The organism is Clostridia bacterium, assembly GCA_036654455.1.
In the GTDB taxonomy this organism is placed as follows: Bacteria; Bacillota; Clostridia; order Christensenellales; family CAG-314; genus JAVVRZ01.
The window spans coordinates 169625-186807 of record JAVVRZ010000001.1; the positions used below are offsets into that span (position 1 = coordinate 169625).

Annotated in this window: 13 protein-coding genes and 1 tRNA gene; 3 read left to right on the forward strand and 11 right to left on the reverse strand. The window is 34.9% G+C overall.

Annotated features, from left to right (window positions below; translation table 11 throughout):
• Nucleotides 1-53 precede the first annotated feature (53 nt).
• The gene (locus tag RR062_00810; protein MEG2026262.1) at nucleotides 54-1262 is read left to right on the forward strand and encodes a methionine gamma-lyase family protein; all 1209 of its coding nucleotides are present in this window, start codon (nucleotides 54-56) and stop codon (nucleotides 1260-1262) included.
• A gap of 273 nt (nucleotides 1263-1535) precedes the next feature.
• Here the strand turns inward: RR062_00810 and lexA are convergent, their stop codons facing one another.
• The 4 genes from lexA to RR062_00830 all read right to left on the reverse strand — a co-directional run bounded on the left by lexA (nucleotide 1536) and on the right by RR062_00830 (nucleotide 6032).
• On the reverse strand, nucleotides 1536-2138 hold the full coding sequence (gene lexA / locus RR062_00815) for a transcriptional repressor LexA (protein ID MEG2026263.1): 603 nt from the start codon (nucleotides 2136-2138) through the stop codon (nucleotides 1536-1538).
• A 150-nt stretch (nucleotides 2139-2288) separates the two neighbouring features.
• The gene (hflX, locus tag RR062_00820) at nucleotides 2289-3509 is read right to left on the reverse strand and encodes a GTPase HflX (protein ID MEG2026264.1); all 1221 of its coding nucleotides are present in this window, start codon (nucleotides 3507-3509) and stop codon (nucleotides 2289-2291) included.
• Nucleotides 3510-3823: 314 nt separating this feature from the next.
• Nucleotides 3824-4891 (reverse strand): tyrosine-type recombinase/integrase, encoded by a 1068-nt coding sequence (locus RR062_00825; protein ID MEG2026265.1) that lies wholly within the window; start codon nucleotides 4889-4891, stop codon nucleotides 3824-3826.
• A 409-nt stretch (nucleotides 4892-5300) separates the two neighbouring features.
• Nucleotides 5301-6032, reverse strand: a complete 732-nt coding sequence (locus RR062_00830) for a YgjP-like metallopeptidase domain-containing protein (protein MEG2026266.1) — start codon at nucleotides 6030-6032, stop codon at nucleotides 5301-5303.
• 169 nt (nucleotides 6033-6201) lie between these two features.
• Here RR062_00830 and RR062_00835 point away from each other — a divergent pair, with 169 nt between their 5' ends.
• A complete protein-coding gene (locus RR062_00835) occupies nucleotides 6202-7641 on the forward strand; it encodes a PadR family transcriptional regulator (GenBank protein ID MEG2026267.1) in 1440 nt (479 codons plus the stop codon).
• A gap of 144 nt (nucleotides 7642-7785) precedes the next feature.
• Here RR062_00835 and rnhA read toward each other — a convergent pair whose 3' ends face one another.
• Nucleotides 7786-8232 carry a ribonuclease HI gene (rnhA, locus tag RR062_00840; protein ID MEG2026268.1) on the reverse strand — a complete coding sequence of 149 codons (447 nt, stop codon included), beginning with the start codon at nucleotides 8230-8232 and terminating at the stop codon, nucleotides 7786-7788.
• 68 nt (nucleotides 8233-8300) lie between these two features.
• Here rnhA and RR062_00845 point away from each other — a divergent pair.
• A tRNA-Trp gene (locus RR062_00845) sits at nucleotides 8301-8375 on the forward strand.
• 230 nt (nucleotides 8376-8605) lie between these two features.
• Here the strand turns inward: RR062_00845 and rny are convergent.
• The 6 genes from rny to RR062_00875 all read right to left on the reverse strand — a co-directional run bounded on the left by rny (nucleotide 8606) and on the right by RR062_00875 (nucleotide 17133).
• A complete protein-coding gene (gene rny / locus RR062_00850) occupies nucleotides 8606-10201 on the reverse strand; it encodes a ribonuclease Y (GenBank protein MEG2026269.1) in 1596 nt (531 codons plus the stop codon).
• A gap of 192 nt (nucleotides 10202-10393) precedes the next feature.
• Entirely contained in the window at nucleotides 10394-11407 is a 1014-nt protein-coding gene (gene recA, locus RR062_00855) for a recombinase RecA (protein ID MEG2026270.1), read from the reverse strand.
• A 9-nt stretch (nucleotides 11408-11416) separates the two neighbouring features.
• The gene (locus tag RR062_00860; protein ID MEG2026271.1) at nucleotides 11417-12502 is read right to left on the reverse strand and encodes a nicotinamide-nucleotide amidohydrolase family protein; all 1086 of its coding nucleotides are present in this window, start codon (nucleotides 12500-12502) and stop codon (nucleotides 11417-11419) included.
• A 2-nt stretch (nucleotides 12503-12504) separates the two neighbouring features.
• Nucleotides 12505-13086, reverse strand: a complete 582-nt coding sequence (gene pgsA / locus RR062_00865; protein MEG2026272.1) for a CDP-diacylglycerol--glycerol-3-phosphate 3-phosphatidyltransferase — start codon at nucleotides 13084-13086, stop codon at nucleotides 12505-12507.
• The gene (rimO, locus tag RR062_00870) at nucleotides 13083-14399 is read right to left on the reverse strand and encodes a 30S ribosomal protein S12 methylthiotransferase RimO (protein ID MEG2026273.1); all 1317 of its coding nucleotides are present in this window, start codon (nucleotides 14397-14399) and stop codon (nucleotides 13083-13085) included. Before rimO ends, pgsA begins: the two co-directional genes overlap by 4 nt.
• On the reverse strand, nucleotides 14389-17133 hold the full coding sequence (locus tag RR062_00875; GenBank protein MEG2026274.1) for a DNA translocase FtsK: 2745 nt from the start codon (nucleotides 17131-17133) through the stop codon (nucleotides 14389-14391). Before RR062_00875 ends, rimO begins: the two co-directional genes overlap by 11 nt.
• Between the last annotated feature and the right edge of the window lie 50 nt (nucleotides 17134-17183).

The following is a 17183-nucleotide window of genomic DNA, read 5'->3' on the forward strand; positions in this document are numbered from 1 at the left end:
ATTCGATATTGTAAGATACTATTACTGTAATAATACTATATAAAGGATAAAATATGAATAAACTAATTAAAAATGCGTTAGAAAAACTAAGCGACAAATTTGCTAAAATTGACGAAATAGCATTAAACAATCAAGCAAAGGTGCTTAGAGCTTTTAGCCAAAATAAAGTTGCGCTAAGACATTTCTCGGGAACTAGCGGTTACGGATATGATGATGCGGGTAGGGATACTTTGAGTAATCTTGTTGCAAGTATTTTTAATGCTGAAAGCGCAATAGCTAGTCCGTTGCTTGCTTCCGGAACTCACGCAATCACAGTTGCTCTATTTGGCTTGTTAAGACAAAATGATGTTATGTTAAGTATTACCGGTGAAGTCTATGATACTTTACAAGAAGTTGTTTTAGGTAAAGACGTCAATTCTCTTGCTGATATCGGCGTAAAGTACGAAGTAATTTCGTTGTTAAATGACTCTTTTGACAGCGATAAAATTCTTAATTATATCTCTACGTCTGTGCCCCGAATTATTTATATTCAACGTTCTCGTGGCTACGAAATGCGTTCGGCAATTTCAAACGATAAAATAAAAGATATTGTTAATAAAGTTAGAAAGGTTGCGCCAAATATTATCGTAATGGTTGACAACTGTTATGGCGAATTTGTCGAGGAACTCGAACCTACCGATGTCGGCGCAGATATAGTTGTTGGCTCTTTTATCAAGAACTTTGGCGGTGGGCTAGCCCCAAGCGGAGGATATATTGCAGGCAAAAACGAACTGATTAAACGAATATCATATCGCCTAACGTCTTCCGGAATAGGGCAGGAAGTCGGTAGCTATGCCTATGGCTATAAAGATTTCTATCAAGGTATTTTTCTTGCTCCACACGTCGTTGCGCAAGCAGTGAAAATAACTCAGTTGTTTAGTTATGTTTTATCAAATTTGGGTTATGAGGTTTTGCCTAGCCCAAATCAAATAAATTATGATATAGTTTGTTCAATTAAATTTAATAATAAAGATAAATTAATTTCTTTTTGTCAAGCTATCCAACGCATTTCGCCTATCGATAGTTTTGTTACTCCAATGCCGTGGGCAATGCCGGGTTACGCCGACCAAGTAATTATGTCGGCTGGTTGTTTTATTCAAGGCGCATCAATTGAGCTAAGTTGCGACGCTCCAATTAAACCGCCTTATGTGGTTTATATGCAGGGCGGACTTACCCTCGAACACGGTATACTTGCGCTAGAAGAAGTCCTCAAAACTTTATAATCAAAATGATATATTTTAGATAAATTACATTAAGTAGGTGAGTTATATTAAATATATAAGTTATATTAATTATTTAAGTTGTATTTAATATGTAAACTTTAATATTACAAAAAGATAATGACTAACGATTATTTATAAATTAAAAGGACTTTTGTAATTAAACAAAAGTCCTTTTTTAAAAAATTTGATTAAATTTCTAAAAGTGATAAGCATCATTTTAAATTAGATAAAGTTAAAAATATAATTATTTAAAATATATATCAATATCCTAGCTCAAAACTTCTTAATACAGCCTACGACAATCCCTAGAATTTGCACATCGCTGTTGTGATAATCAAGGACGATATCTTTAAGATTAGAGTTCTCCGGGTGGAGATACAACTTGTCGCCACGCCTAATAAATCTTTTAATCGTAGCTACGTCATCAAACATCGCAAGCACAATTTGATTGTTGTCGGCGTTGTTTTGCTGTTTAATAACTACTAAATCTCCGTCAAAAATACCTACCTCAATCATACTGTTGCCAGTTACTCTCAATAAAAATAAATCATTTTGATTAAATAACTGTTTGGGAAGATTGTAGTAACCTTCAATGTTTTCGACCGCTAGTATTCCTGCTCCGGCGCTTACTGTGCCAACAAGGGGTAAAAATAGACCATCGGCTTTGTTTGCTAACCCGATAGAACGGTTCTTGTTATTTTGTTTTTCTAGCTTGCCAAGTTTAACTAATTTGTCGATATAAGAATAAACCATCGACGTAGAGCTAATGTCAAGGCCGGCGCAAATTTCTCTTACGGTGGGGGGATAACTGTTTGTCTGTATAAAATCACGCACGTAATTAAAGACAGAATTTAACTTTTGTTCAACTTTACTCATATTTAGATATTAGCACATATAGTATCATTTTGCAAGCAAAAAAGAACATTTGTTTTGATTATTTGATACTTTTAATTAAACTTAGGTTATTTACACGCATAGTATAACAGCTTATGGCTAATCGTACTATACTATGCGTGTAATAGTACACTATTTAATGTATTGTTCGAACTTACTTAAATAAATACGCTCGATAGTCGTTTTAATAATAACGTTTTCTTCGGTATAGTCCATTGTAGTTTTAGTACCAAATTTTTGTATTAATCCCAAAATATCAAGCTTGTCACAGGGGACTGTTAAAACAATGTCGATATATTTTTGATTGATATGCTCTTCAATTTTTTTCAACAATTCTTCTACGCCAATATTTTTCAACGCCGAAATGTAAACGCAATCATTAGTATTTTCAAATCGTTCCATAAGCAAATCGCATTTATTATATACGGTGATTATCCTTGAAGTTATACCTAATTCGGCTAGTAATTCCTCAGTCACTTTTTGGTGCAAAGTATGTTGCGAAGAAGATATGTCTACTATATCAAGTATTAAATCGGCATAAGTAATTTCTTCCAACGTTGATTTAAAAGACTCAATTAAACCGTGCGGTAGGTTGTTAATAAAGCCAACTGTATCAGTAAATATTACGTTTACTCCGTTTAAAGACATTTTGCGGGCTGTGGTATCAAGAGTTGCAAAAAGTTTATTTTCGGCAAGAACATTCGCTTGTGTTAGAAAATTAAAAAGGGTTGATTTTCCTGCGTTTGTGTATCCGGTTAGCGCAACAATAGGCACATTATTTTGCATTCTATTATTACGAGATACGCCACGTTGTTTTGTAATTTCTCTAAGTTTTTCATTAAGGAAGGTTATTCTGTCTTTAATTTTACGTTTGTTAACTTCAAGCTTTGTTTCGCCGGGACCACGTGTGCCAATACCGCCACCTTGACGTGTAAGTTCGCCAAGCTCCGACCTAAGGCGTGGTAAGTTGTATTTTAACTGAGCAAGCTCGACTTGAATTTTTCCTTGCGCCGAACTAGCGTGCATAGCAAAAATATCTAGAATTAGATTAGTTCTGTCAATTACAAGACAAGGTATTTTTTCTTGAATATTTCTAAGTTGTATAGGGGATAAAGTTTCTTCAAATACAACTAAATCGATGTCGTTTGCCTCAACTTGACTTGCAATTTCCAGTAATTTTCCACTGCCAACAACAGTCGCCTTATCTAAATATTCTTTATTTTGATTAACTGTAAGAACAACTTCGCCATCGGCAGTTTTTACCAATTCGGTTAATTCGTCAATATCGTATTGACTTTGATTGTTTATAAAAACGAGTAGCACTCGTTGTTTTTTTATTATATTATCTTCCATAATTTTTCCTTCATATATTTTATAGTTGCGCCATAAGGCAATTAGATATACCAAAAAAGCATTACACAAAAAATAAACATCAAAAAAACTTTTAAATCAATTTTAATGTCTTTGCGCTATTTTGGTACTTTTAGTTTTATTTTTTTTAAATCTTTACTTGCTCATTTGAGTTATTCCTTTATAGTATAATTCCAATATTTATTATTGGTTGATTGTTTTTTATTAGTTTCTTTGTAATTCGCTACGTTAAAAATTACTTATGATATTTATCAAAATCTCGTCTAATATTAAAGTATTTACTAATATTATTAAGGTTAGTCGTCTTTTTTGGAGTTAGGTTTTCTTAAAACAACTTGCTTAGAAGCTTTACGCCTAACGTCGTCGCTAATTGCTGCGTAATGTTTTTTTGTTGTGTTAACGTCTTTATGACCAAGAACGTCGGCAACTATATAAATATCGCCAGTTTGCCTATATAATTCTGTTCCGTAAGTGCTACGAAGCTTATGCGGAGATATTTTTTTAAGCGGACTAGCAATTTGACTATACTTTTTAACGATATTTTCAACTGAACGAGTAGAAATGCGCTTGTTTTGTAGCGATAAAAAGAATGCGTCTTGGTTAATTTCTTTTTGATTTTTGCGTAGCTGAGAATAATCGGCTAAAATTCCGCCAATTTCTTGACTGAAATATAAAACTACACGATTTCCGCCCTTGCGAGTTATTATAAAGCTAGCGTTATCAAAGTCGATGTCCTTGACATCTAGTCCAACAAGCTCGCTTATTCTTATGCCAGTGCCAAGCAAAAGCGCTACTATTGCAACGTCTCTTACGCTAGTGTTTTTGTGATAACTAAGTTGATGGGCGCTAAGTCCAATGCCTGTTTCGGCGCTTTCTAGGATACTTACAATCTCTTCGCCTTCAAGTCTAACAATTTCTTTTTCGTGAATTTTAGGAAGTCTTACGGGCGCAGTAGGGTCTTTTGACATCATTTCTTTGCGTATAAAGAATTTGATTAGCGCTCGAATAGAAGAAAGTTTTCTAGCTTTGCCTTTTTCTCCGTTGCTTATAGATTTTCCCTCAGCATTTTCGTAATAAGATAAGTAGCTAAGATATTTTTCGATATCGTAACTGCTTAAACCTTCAATGTCGCTTAAAGTAATTTGCTTGACGGCTTTGCCAACAAATTTGGTTTCGCTAGTGATGTATTTTAAAAATAACTTAATGTCATACATATAATTAAGCCGAGTTAGCGCCGTAGTGTTGTTTTCAATACCTATGCAGTATTCTCTACAAAACTCTGGCAGTTCTAAATCTAACATCTCATATATTTTATTAGAATTTTTATAATCTCTTTGAGCAAAATACGTCTTTTGTTTTTTCATATTATAATTATACCAAATTTACTCAAATATGTAAATGCTTATTTATTTATATTTTTTTGCTTGGTTTGATATTTGAGAAATATGCGATAGTTTTTAGCTATCGTAATTAAACATAAATTCTAAGAGGCTAGCGTAGCGTAAATCAAAATTCGCTGTTGCTTAATATAATATTAAAAATTAAATATAGTTAAAAGTTCAGTTAAAGAGATACAAAATATAATATTATTTGTGTAATAGTATATAGTAATTTAATTACGAAATTGGTAAGAATTTTAATTTATAAAGGCTAAATGGTACTAATTGACAAAATTGCTTGTATCTATGCGTAAAATTCGTGTTTTACGCATAGATACTTACCCCATAGACAACCCTCCCGATAGTCCTTTTGTTAAGCCACATATAATAAAAATTAAAAAATATCCATAAGAAAAGTATAATGTTCAATCAGCTGTATGTTCTTTTTGTAATTTGGTAAAACTTTTTCAATTAAATTTATATACAAATTTGTATTTTCACTTGCTATCAATTTATATAATTGACCTACTACTATGCACAGTTGTAGATTTGGTGGTAACTGTATTACGTTACTTCGTAATTTTAGCAAATTATCCTTGCACTCTCCCCAACAATTAAGGTTGTCGCATATTTCTATGCCCGACGGGCAAAGGCTTAATCTCGAACCGATTGCTGAAACATAATTTGGCAATTTTTGGCTTGCGGACTTCTTAATTATACCGCATAAAGCGTGTCGTCTCTTGTCGTAGCTATCAAACGATGCTTGGCTAAGCAGAATATCTTGTCTAGAAACGCTTGTATTTTTTTGTTTCGACGGCAGAACGTTATAAACGTAGCCATATAGAATTGTCTTTTTACAGGCGTAGAATTCTCGTAACATTTCTTGGTCAAATTCCACGCTAGGCTTTGTGTCAATAGACTTATTGGGTTTTAAGCTCCCACAACGTTCCCTTTCAGCGCCTTCTTTTTCCGGCGTAATAATAGTAATCGGCGCATATACACTCTCTACAAGCTTCTTTTCTAATTCTACAAGTGTCATATTCTTGGGAATTTGCGCAATTAAAGTGTCACTTTTAGTAGACAATTTAATCGAATTATACTTATGCCTCAATACTACTACGTCCATTCTCTTTCTCCAACTTAATTATAATACAGTCAAAATCTAGTATTTTAGATTAAAATTAAAGATTATGTAAAATTTTGTAATAATATGATAGGCATAGTATTATATATTCTTGACAAAGCTGTTATACTGTATTAAAATTAATATAGAATTACAAAGGATGGTTAAAAATATGGCAAATTTTGACTTTTTAAAAGGCAATATTGAAATAATCATTTTAAACGCCCTATCGTTACAAGATGGTTATGGATATGATATTGCAAAAGAAATTAAAGACAAAACGCAAAATTCCTATGAGATAAAACAGCCTACCCTTTACGCATATTTAAAAAGGTTAGAATTGCAAGAATTAATAACCTCTTATTGGGGTAGCGAATCTAGCGGCGGCAGAAGGCGCTATTATAAAATTACCGAAAAAGGTCGGCAATTTTGTCAAAATTTTAATCTAGAATGGAAATATCAAAAAACAGTTCTTGACACCCTTGTCCCCGACGACGATAGTTTGCCGATAACTCAAAAAGACACTACTTTGATGTTTGGCAAAAAAGTTAAAAAGCCCGTTCAAAAGATAACTCAAATCGAACAAGAAGAAATTGCTAAACAGCTTGATTTGCTAAAAGATGTTACTGCTTCTACACAATCAAAACCCTTGGCAAAAGCCGACGTTACTGCTTCTACGCAATCAAAGCCTTTGGCAAAAAATAATGATTTATTAATAGAAGAAGAAGTAACCGCCCCAGCGCCCACCACTTTCCTATCTTACAAGAAATCAAGTCTTGAACATAAGCCGATTGCTACAACTTCACAAATTGAAGATGTTTCTAATCCTGATATAGACTTGCAACCTTACGCTCCAAATAAAGAAGAATTTTTAGAAAAATTTAATAAAAAAGCGCAAGAAATTATTGATAAAAATATCCAAACGGCTCAACCTGATGTTAAAGAAGTTTTAACCGAAACAAGTTATGATGATGTTTCAACTAATTCGACAGCTCAACAGACTAATTATAAACACGTATTTAATACTCTACTTAAAACTCAGTTAGACGACTCGGCGTTACATAGCGCCGACGTAGACATTCAACCCGAGATAAAGAGTTCGCAAACGTCTTCCCTAGACGAACTTGCAGACTCACTAGCAAAAGTTGGTATTAAGCTTAAAGTTTACAATAATCAAATATCTAACTATGCTCCCCAAGCTATGCTGTACAAAAATAAAATTATTTTTGTTTCAATTTGGCTAACGTATTTTGCGACCGCTATTGAAATGCTTTTTGTTTGGCTTGCAGGCATTAATGTTTTACCTATCAACACATTAATTATTTATTGGTTATGCCTAGCTACCCTACCTATTGCGTTAACGATACTTTACATAATCAACCCAAATAAAAAGACTAAACCGATATTTAATTTTAAGTACCATATAGTTAATGCGCTTATTGGCGCAGGACTTATAATTATTTTAGTATTTTCATTGTTTGTACTATTTGGTTGTTTGTTTAGCGACACTGTCCAGCTATTAACCTATGTAATCTTACCTTTGATTGTCGCTATAAACGTACCGATGTATCCAGTATTCTATAAACTTATATTCAAAAAAATGTTGATATAACTAATACAATTTTAAGTTAAAAATAATAAAAGTCATTTTTTAAAAAAAGTATCTCCAAAGAGATACTTTTTTGTTTATAAAACTAGGTAAAATGTGTTTTGTTATAATATTTGTAGTCAACGATTAAAAAAGTGATAGAGTCAATTATAGGTCGGTTTTATGAGCTTTAATCTCTTGCGTAGCTAAATCATCGCAAATTTGATTATATTTATCTCCGGAATGTCCCTTAACCTTTACAAAAATTAAGGTATGAATTTCTATAAGTTCCAGCAATTCTTCCCATAGGTCTTTATTCTTAACATCTTGTTTTGAGGAATTAATCCAACCGTTGCTAGACCACTTTCTTAACCAGTTGTTGTTAATAGCGTTTACAACATAAGAAGAATCAAGATTTATTTCAACTTCGCAAGGCTCTTTAAGCTGTTTGAGCGCATTAATTACAGCTTTAAGTTCCATTCTATTGTTAGTGGTTGCCACTTGGTAGCCACTAAGTTGTTTAACATTGTTATTATAAATTAGCACAGCTCCCCAACCGCCGTTACCGGGATTGCCCGAGCAAGCTCCATCGGTATAAATAATTACTTTTTTCATAATTTTCCTACTTATTGACAGATTTCTTATTGACACAACGACAAAAATATTTTATAATACTCTTACTTAGGGGAGTGGCTCAACGGTAGAGTAGTGGTCTCCAAAACCATTGGTTGCGTGTTCGAATCGCGTCTCCCCTGCCAGCAGTCCAAAATCACAATATATAGTGGTTTTGGGCTATTTTTATGCCTACATCTTGTATTGTTTGAGAATGTTGGCGCAAAAATGGCGTAAAAATTTATTTAGACATAGATTGATGTACTTACATTATACGTATTTTAATGTATATAGTCAAATAAATTGACAAATGAAAAGTTTAAGTATTAAAACAAAAAATAACTCTCTACCTAAGTAGAGAGTTAAAATTTGATTGTTATTTAGCTATGTCAACGCTACGTGTTTCTCTAATAACGTTAACTTTAATTTGACCTGGATATTCAAGCTCTTGCTCGATTTTTCTTGCTATGTCCTTAGCTAGCAATATTGTCGATTCGTCGTTGACAACTTCGGGTTTAACGATAATACGTATTTCCCTACCTGCTTGAACAGCAAAACACTTTTGAACGCCGTCAAATTGATTGGCAATTTCTTCAAGTTTTTCAAGTCGTTTAACATAGTTTTCAAGTGTTTCACGCCTTGCGCCCGGTCTAGCAGCTGAGATAGAGTCTGCCGCAGCTACAAGCACAGCTTCAACGCAAGTTGGTTCTACGTCGCCGTGATGAGCTTCAATACAATTAATGACTTCTTTACTCTCTTTGAATTTTTTAGCGATGTCTGCGCCGATTTCAATGTGAGTGCCTTCGGTTTCGTGGTCGACTGCTTTGCCTATATCGTGTAACAGTCCGCCTCTTTTTGCAAGTTGTATGTCAACGCCTAATTCCGCCGCCATAAGTCCTGCAAGATAAGATACTTCCATTGAGTGTTTTAAGACGTTTTGCCCGTAACTTGTGCGGTATTTAAGCCTGCCTAATAATTTGATAATTTCGGGGTGTAGATTAAATACGCCGGTATCAAATGAAGCTGACTCGCCGTCTTCTTTAATAGTGATATCCATTTCTTTGCGAACTTTTTCGACTGTTTCTTCGATTCTTGCCGGATGAATACGCCCGTCGGTAATTAATTTTTCAACCGTTATACGAGCAATTTGTCTACGAACAGGGTCAAAACCTGACAAAATTACTACTTCGGGAGTGTCGTCTATTATTAGTTCGACGCCGGTAGCATTTTCAAGCGAACGAATATTGCGACCTTCTCTGCCGATTAGTCTACCCTTCATTTCGTCGTTAGGTAGTGAAACAGTGGTGATTGTGATTTCGGCTACTTGATCCGAAGCGCATCTTTGTATTGCGCCACAAATAATTTCTTTTGCCTTTTTTTCGCCGTTTTCTTTTGCCTCAGCCTCAATGTCACGAACAAGACTTGCCGCATCTTTGCGAGCGTCTGCAAGCATAATGTCAACCAACTCTTGTTTTGCATCTTCTTTGGTCATCTTGGACACCGCTTCAAGCTCGGCTAAAAGTTTATCGTTAAATTTGTCAATTTCGTTTTGCTTTTTAGCTAATTCGCTTTGTTGGGCGCTTAGATTTTTTTGAATTTGTTCGGTTTGTTCAACTTTTTTGGATAAATTTTCTTCTTTACGGTCTAAATTTTCTTCTTTAAGAAGTAGCCTAGCTTCTTGTTTTTTTGCTTCGGCGCTTCTTTCTTTGAGTTGTTTGTCCAACTCGGTTTTGAGTTTAAGGGCCTCTTCCTTCGCTTCTAGTATTGTTTCCTTTTTAATAGTTTTTGCTTCTGCTGTCGCATCGTCTATTATAGATTTAACATAATTTTGCGCATTGCCAATTTTGCCTTTAATAATTTGTTTATATATGACAAAGCCTAACGGACCGCCTACCAGAATACCAATAATTGGTAAAATAATGTACCAAACTACATCGGTTGCAAAGAAGAAACCTAGCAAATTGTGAATCATAGTTCCTCCTAGATTGTTGTATTAAGTTTTCAATTTTCAAAAGTAGCAATATATGCAATTACAGCTTATTGTTAAAATCAAACTACATATAATATAACCTTATTTAAATCAAAAGTCAAGGTTATTATAAAACTATATGGTTATTTTTAGCAAAAATAAAAGACCTATACTAAGGTCTTTTATCAATTAAAATTATTCGTTAATTTCTTCGGCGGGTTTCAAATAAGTAGCACGAATTTTTGTTTCTAACTCTTTCATAAGCTTAGGATTAGCTTCTAGATAAGCTTTTACATTTTCTTTGCCCTGACCTATCTTGTCGCCGTTGTAAGAAAACCAGCTACCGCTCTTTTCGATTAAACCGCTATCGGTTGCTAAATCTAGAATACAACCCGATTGCGAAATGCCTTTTCCGTACATAATATCAAATTCGGCAGTTTTAAAAGGTGGCGCAAGCTTGTTTTTAACAACTTTAATTTTTGTGCGGTTACCCATCATATCCGCTCCGTCTTTGATTTGGTCGGTTTTTCTAACGTCAAGTCTTACGCTTGAATAGAATTTTAATGCCTTGCCACCCGTTGTTGTTTCGGGGGAACCAAACATAACGCCAATTTTATCTCTAAGTTGGTTGATAAATATTATGCAAGTATTAGATTTATTGATTATTGCAGTTAATTTGCGTAGAGCTTGCGACATTAACCTAGCTTGTAGTCCTAAGTGATTATCTCCCATATCGCCTTCAATCTCGGCTTTTGGAGTAAGCGCAGCGACCGAGTCAACTACGATTAAGTCGATTGCGCTACTGCGTACAAGATATTCGGTAATATCTAAGGCTTGTTCGCCGTTGTCGGGCTGTGAAATATATAAATTCTCTAAATCTACGCCTAAATTAGAAGCGTAAACTGGGTCTAATGCGTGTTCTGCGTCGATAAAGGCAGCCGTACCGCCTAGTTTTTGCACTTCGGCAATAATATGTAGCGAAACGGTAGTTTTGCCCGAAGACTCAGGCCCGTAAATCTCAACAACTCTACCCTTAGGAACTCCGCCAATGCCAAGAGCAATATCGAGAGTCAAACAGCCTGTGGGAATAACGTCAATACTGCGTGTTGCAGCGCCTTGTCCTAATTTCATAATAGCGCCTTTGCCAAATTGTTTCTCTATTTGCAATATTGCTTGGTCTAAGGCTTTCTTTTTGTCGTCCGTCATTATAAACTCCTTTTAGAATATTTTAATATATTTAATTAGCAAAAACAACGCCGTATTCGCCATTTTTTTGCGTATAGTGTTGCGGTCGCCATTGTGAGTAATATTATATACTTGTTTTTTACCGCTTTTATTAGTAATACAAATATAACACAAACCTTGTAATAAATCAATATTATTTTGCATTTCTGCATAACCAGTTATTGAAAGAGCGTAGTCGCAATTAGAATTTGTCATAAGTCCGCTTGCCATTTGTTCGGCAACCTGAGTAGAAACTGCCGAATATGTCAATAGGTCTCGGTTGGAAACGTCGAGCCTATCGTGTTTAGCCTTGTTTGAATAAGTAACAAGACCTTCGGTAAGAACTTTACTTGCGCCCGAAATTTCTACAATGCTTGAAGCGATTAATCCGCCGGTCACAGATTCGGCAAGCGAAAGTAGTTTGCCTTTAAGCGTAAGTAAATTTACAGCCACGCTTTGTAAACTGCGATTTTCAAGACAATATATTTCTTCAAATTGTTTTACTACCTTAGAGATAATTACATCTTTGGTTGAAGTTGTAATTTTAAAGGTAAAGGCAATAGAGAGCAAAGTATCTAGATAATTTGTATAAGTGTTTATGATTACGTCTTTGCAAGCAAGTCCGCTAAGCTTACTCTCTACTTCTTGTTTAGTTAATCCAAAAAGTTTAAAATAAGAAATTTCAGCTATACCATATCTTGGCAACAATATTTTTTTAATAAAAGTTTGGTAAAAATATTCCTGCGCTTTAACATTTTGCGGTAAAGTAATAATAAGACGACCGTCAACATCGCCTATAAGCATAACGTCCTCGTTATATGTTTCAAAAGAAAAGTTCAAAGGTAATTTAGAATTTGCCGTTGCGACAAATTCGTTAACGCCTGTCGAAATGTAAAAATTAGCTAATTTATCGTTTGTTTTGGCGGACAAATTGAGCTGTTTTAAACCCTCGCCAACTATAATTAAGCAGTCGCTATTTGTTATTTCTCCGCCACATTGATAGTTTGCATCTAAACAGTCACAGCGAAGAATGTTAAATAGCTTGTCGCAAACGGTATTTGCGGAATAGATTAAAATCATTTTTATGCCTCGGCAAAAACGTTTTTATTTTGAATTAGATATACTATGCCAGAAATAATAGTTAATAAAACGGCTAAACCGAGAGTACTATACGCTAATATGTATATAACATCGTAAAAAACTTGGGAAACAGCAACTAGTTGAGTCTTCATATTGAGTAACATTGTAATCGGTAAAGCTATGGTTTGCATAACGGTTTTTAGTTTGCCGTATATGTTAGCTTGAACAATTACTCCCTTACTTGCCGCAACTTGACGAACCATACTTATGAGCAGTTCTCTTGCAATTATGACTGCGCCAAAAATTGTGCAAATCCATTTAGGTTCAAGCATTTGACTGTACGCTATTAAAAATAAAGCAAATCCTACAAGTAGTTTATCGGCGATTGGGTCAAGTAATTTACCTAAATTAGTGACCATATTATATTTACGAGCAATATGACCATCTAGTAAATCGGTAAGAGCGGCAATAATAAATATGCCTATTGCAACAAGCGGAGCGTAAGCAAAGTCTAATAAATAGACTACTGCAAATACTGGAATTAGGGCAATTCTTAGTAGAGATAATTTGTTAGGTAAGTTCATAGTATTTCTCCTATTAAATCGTAGTCGGTATTTTGTGTAATATTTGCGTTATAAAATTGACCGATAGTCAATTCTTTGTCACTATAAATATAAACAATCCCGTCGATATCGGGGGCTTGATACATACTCCTTGCTATGTAACAATCGTCTAATTTTTCTTCTACAACCACTTCTAACTGTCTGCCAACATATTTATGTAAATTTTGACAAGAAATCTTTTGTTGAAGTTGATATAATTTTTTAACCCGAGTTTCTTTTGTGCGCTTATCTATTTGTTCAAACTTTGCAGCAGGCGTGCCTTCCTCTATCGAATACGCAAAAAAACCTACGTTATCAAGTTTGTATTTTTTTAAAAAGGTAGCGACTTTATTAAATTTTGTTTGGTCTTCATAAGGAAAACCGCATATAAAGGTTGTTCGTAGCGCAATATCGGGATAATTTGCGGTAAGATTGTCGAATAAGTCGTAGACTTGTTGTTCGTTAGTTTTGCGATTCATTTTAGCGAGAATGAAGTCGTCTACGTGTTGTAGCGGTATGTCTATGTATTTAGCAATTTTGTTTGAGGCGGTTATTAGTTTTAGCAAACTATCGTCGACGAGTTCGGGGTAACAATATAAAATACGTATCCAATGTAAATTTTGTATAGCCGTAAGCTGAGTTAGAAGTTCGACTAAACTAGGTTTGCCATATAAGTCGAAACCGTACTTAGTTGTATCCTGAGCGACTAAAATGACTTCTCTTACGCCCCCATTTACCAAGTCGACTACTTCATCGATTATATTTTTAATCGGCCTTGACCTAAATCTACCCCTTATATAAGGTATTGAGCAGTAAGAACAAAAATTATTACAGCCATCGGCAATTTTTACATAAGCATAATGACTTGGAGTAGATACAATTCTTTTGCCTTGCGAAACTGTGTCTAATTTAGAAATAGGACAAATAAAGCGTTGGGTCGAGTTAAAACAGCTGTCTACAACTTTAACTATGTCTTCATAATTTGCTCCGCAAATACAATCTGCCTCTGTCAAATCTTTGTAAAGTTCCTGACCATAAATTTGTGGCAAACAGCCGGTAAGAATTATTTTTTTACATAAATTATTTTTATATTGTGACAACTCAATAACTTTATTGATTGACTCTTGTCGTGCCGACTCAATAAAACCGCAAGAATTTACTATAATAATTTGGGCGTCTTCTTTTTGACTGAGCGTATATCCGCTTTCGACAAGTTTGTAGGCCATTATCTCGCTGTCAATTCTATTTTTATCGCAACCCAAAGACTCAATGTAAAAGGTTTGCTTATTCTCCATACAATTCGTTAAACTCCTCCATTGTGATTAGAACTTTGCGAGATTTGCTACCGTCAAAATTGCTAATATATTTTCTACGGTCAAATTCTTCGATAAGTCGTCCGGCTCTACTATATCCAATGGAAAAACGGCGTTGCAACATAGATATCGAGGCATTATTTGACTCTACGCAAAATCTCAACGCTTCGATAAAATATGGGTCTAATTCTTCTTCAAGCTCTTCAACGCTCTTAGTCTTTTTAACCTTTAAAATTTTGTTAGAAATTTCTTCGTCGAAATAAGCGGTATTGTTGCGAGCAATAAAAGTAAGTACTTTTTCGACTTCGCCCATTGTGACAAGCGCGCCTTGAAGTCTTACGGGCTTAGGCGTCATTGAGGACATATAGAGCATATCACCCTTGCCCAAAAGTTTTTCTGGCCCGCCTTGATCAAGAATTGTTTTACTGTCGCCACCCGAAACAACTCTTAAAGCCACTCTACAAGGGAAGTTGGCCTTAATTGTGCCTGTAAGTACGTCTACGCTAGGTCTTTGCGTCGCAAATACAAGGTGAATACCGGCAGCTCTTGCTTTTTGAGCCAAACTCTTAATACGACCTTCCAAATCTTGCTTGTGATAAGTCATAAGGTCGTTAAGCTCGTCGATTACAAGGACTATTCGAGGTAGAAGTTGTGTCGTTTCTTTATCAATCATATTATTGTATTGAAGCACGTCCTTTGCGCCTAACTCTTTAAATAAAGTATACCTACGTTCCATTTCGTCTATTAAATAGCTTAGCGAAGAAATGCACTGCTCGGGGTCGGTAACAACTTGATTAACCAATAAGTGAGGCGAACTTGCAAAAATAAAGAATTCGACTTGTTTAGGGTCTACGAGTATAAATCTTAATTCTTCGGGAGAATATTTATACATTAGACTTATAATTAATGAATTTAAAAGTACGCTTTTTCCCGTGCCGGTCGAACCTGCAATGAGTAAGTGTGGCATATCCGCAAGGTCGGGAACAATTTGTTTGCCACCAATATCTGTGCCAAGAGCAAAAGTAAGGTTACCCTTTGCTCTATAAAAGTCGGGCGTATCAATAACTGTTTTGAGCGCAACTGTTTCTTTAATGCGGTTAGGAACTTCTATGCCAAATAAATCTTTACCGAATATTTGCGGTTCTATTCTAACCATACCAACAGCCGAAAGATTAATACCTATGTCGTCTGCAAGCGCCATAACACGCTTGATAGAAATACCCGGCGCCATTCGCAATTCGTACCTTGTTACGGTAGGACCGGGAACGATATTTTCGACTTTTGCCTCAATGCGGAAGGAAGTTAGAATATCTTCAAGCAATTTTGCTGTTTCGTTATAATTTTCGTCTTCCTTAGATATTTTTATCGGCGAATCGTTTAATAAATCAATAGGAGGCGAAATATAAGGTTTGTAATGATAAAGTTGTTCGGCTACGTTATCTTTAATATTTAATGCAATTTGATATGCTTGTTTGCCTTGCTCGGTTTCAATAGGTTTTTCAGTATAAGAAATTACCTGTTTAGGCTTGCTAACTTCTTTTGTTACAAATAATTCTTCAACTTCGTCAATTCCCTCGTCGTCAAGCTCAACTGGTTCGGCTTGCTTTGCGTATATTTCAGCAGGAGAAACGGCTTCGGTAGGTTTAACGTTGTAAATCGGGCTTGGCTGAGGCGATATCGGTTTTGTTTCGACTTGTTTAAAAGTAGTTTCTTCAACGTAAAAAGGGTTTATTTGTGGTTTTGTATCTACTTGTGTTTCTAGACTAACTTTTGACAAATCGAGTATTTGCGAGCTGTCAAAGTTAGCGTTTGCCGAAGAATTGTTAATATGTTCGTTAATCTTTTCTTTTTCTTTGTTCTTTTTCTCTCTAATAGCCTTAGTGACAGCGTCGGCGTCAACAGGCTCGACCATATCAAAAGGACGAGTCGGTTTGATAAACTCTCTATCGGTGCTTGACATAGAGGGTTTTTCTTCAATAGGCTTATCGAATACGCTTATTGGGGCTTCGGGATAAGTAGTAGGCTTAGTTAGAGGAATAATATCGGTTGTTGAATATTCCTTTTGTGGAGTTTGTTTATCCGGTACGGTGTTTCCATATAGAATTTTTAAGGAATTTTCTAAATTATCAATGGTAGTTTTTTGCTTTTCCGCTGGTTTTTGGTCTATGTCTTTTGTCGGTTGTTGAGCGACAGGCTTAGGAGTTTTAACTAAATCATTTGCAAATACCGATAAAAATAACATTAAAAGCATGCAAACAATAAACAAAAAGTATGCGAGAAGCATTGATGTCTTTGCGACAGGATAAACTACTGCGCCGGCGATTACTCCGCCAAAACTTGGATAATTATTAAAATTGTAACACTGCTTAATATAATCGACATAGCTTACTTCAACGCCTAGATAGATGGAAGAAGTAGCTAAATGTACAAACAAAACTATGGTGTAATATAGTAATATGAAACAAATAATTTGTTTAGCGGTAACCTGTATTTTTTTGTCGGCAAGGACAAAAGCGCATACGGCAATTATGCTAATTAATATTCCAAAAGAAGAAAGTCCAAAGCAACCAAAAAAGAATTCGGCGATTACTCTACCAAATTTAAACATATATTTGCCTGTTATTAGACATATAAAGATTATTGCAGAAAGAATTACAAATATTAGACTAACAATCTTTCTTGCTGGAAATTTTTTGGAGTTTTGAACAGTTGTCATTTAATACCTTTCTCCCCTTTGTAGTGTTGACATTATAGCACTCTTTGCCG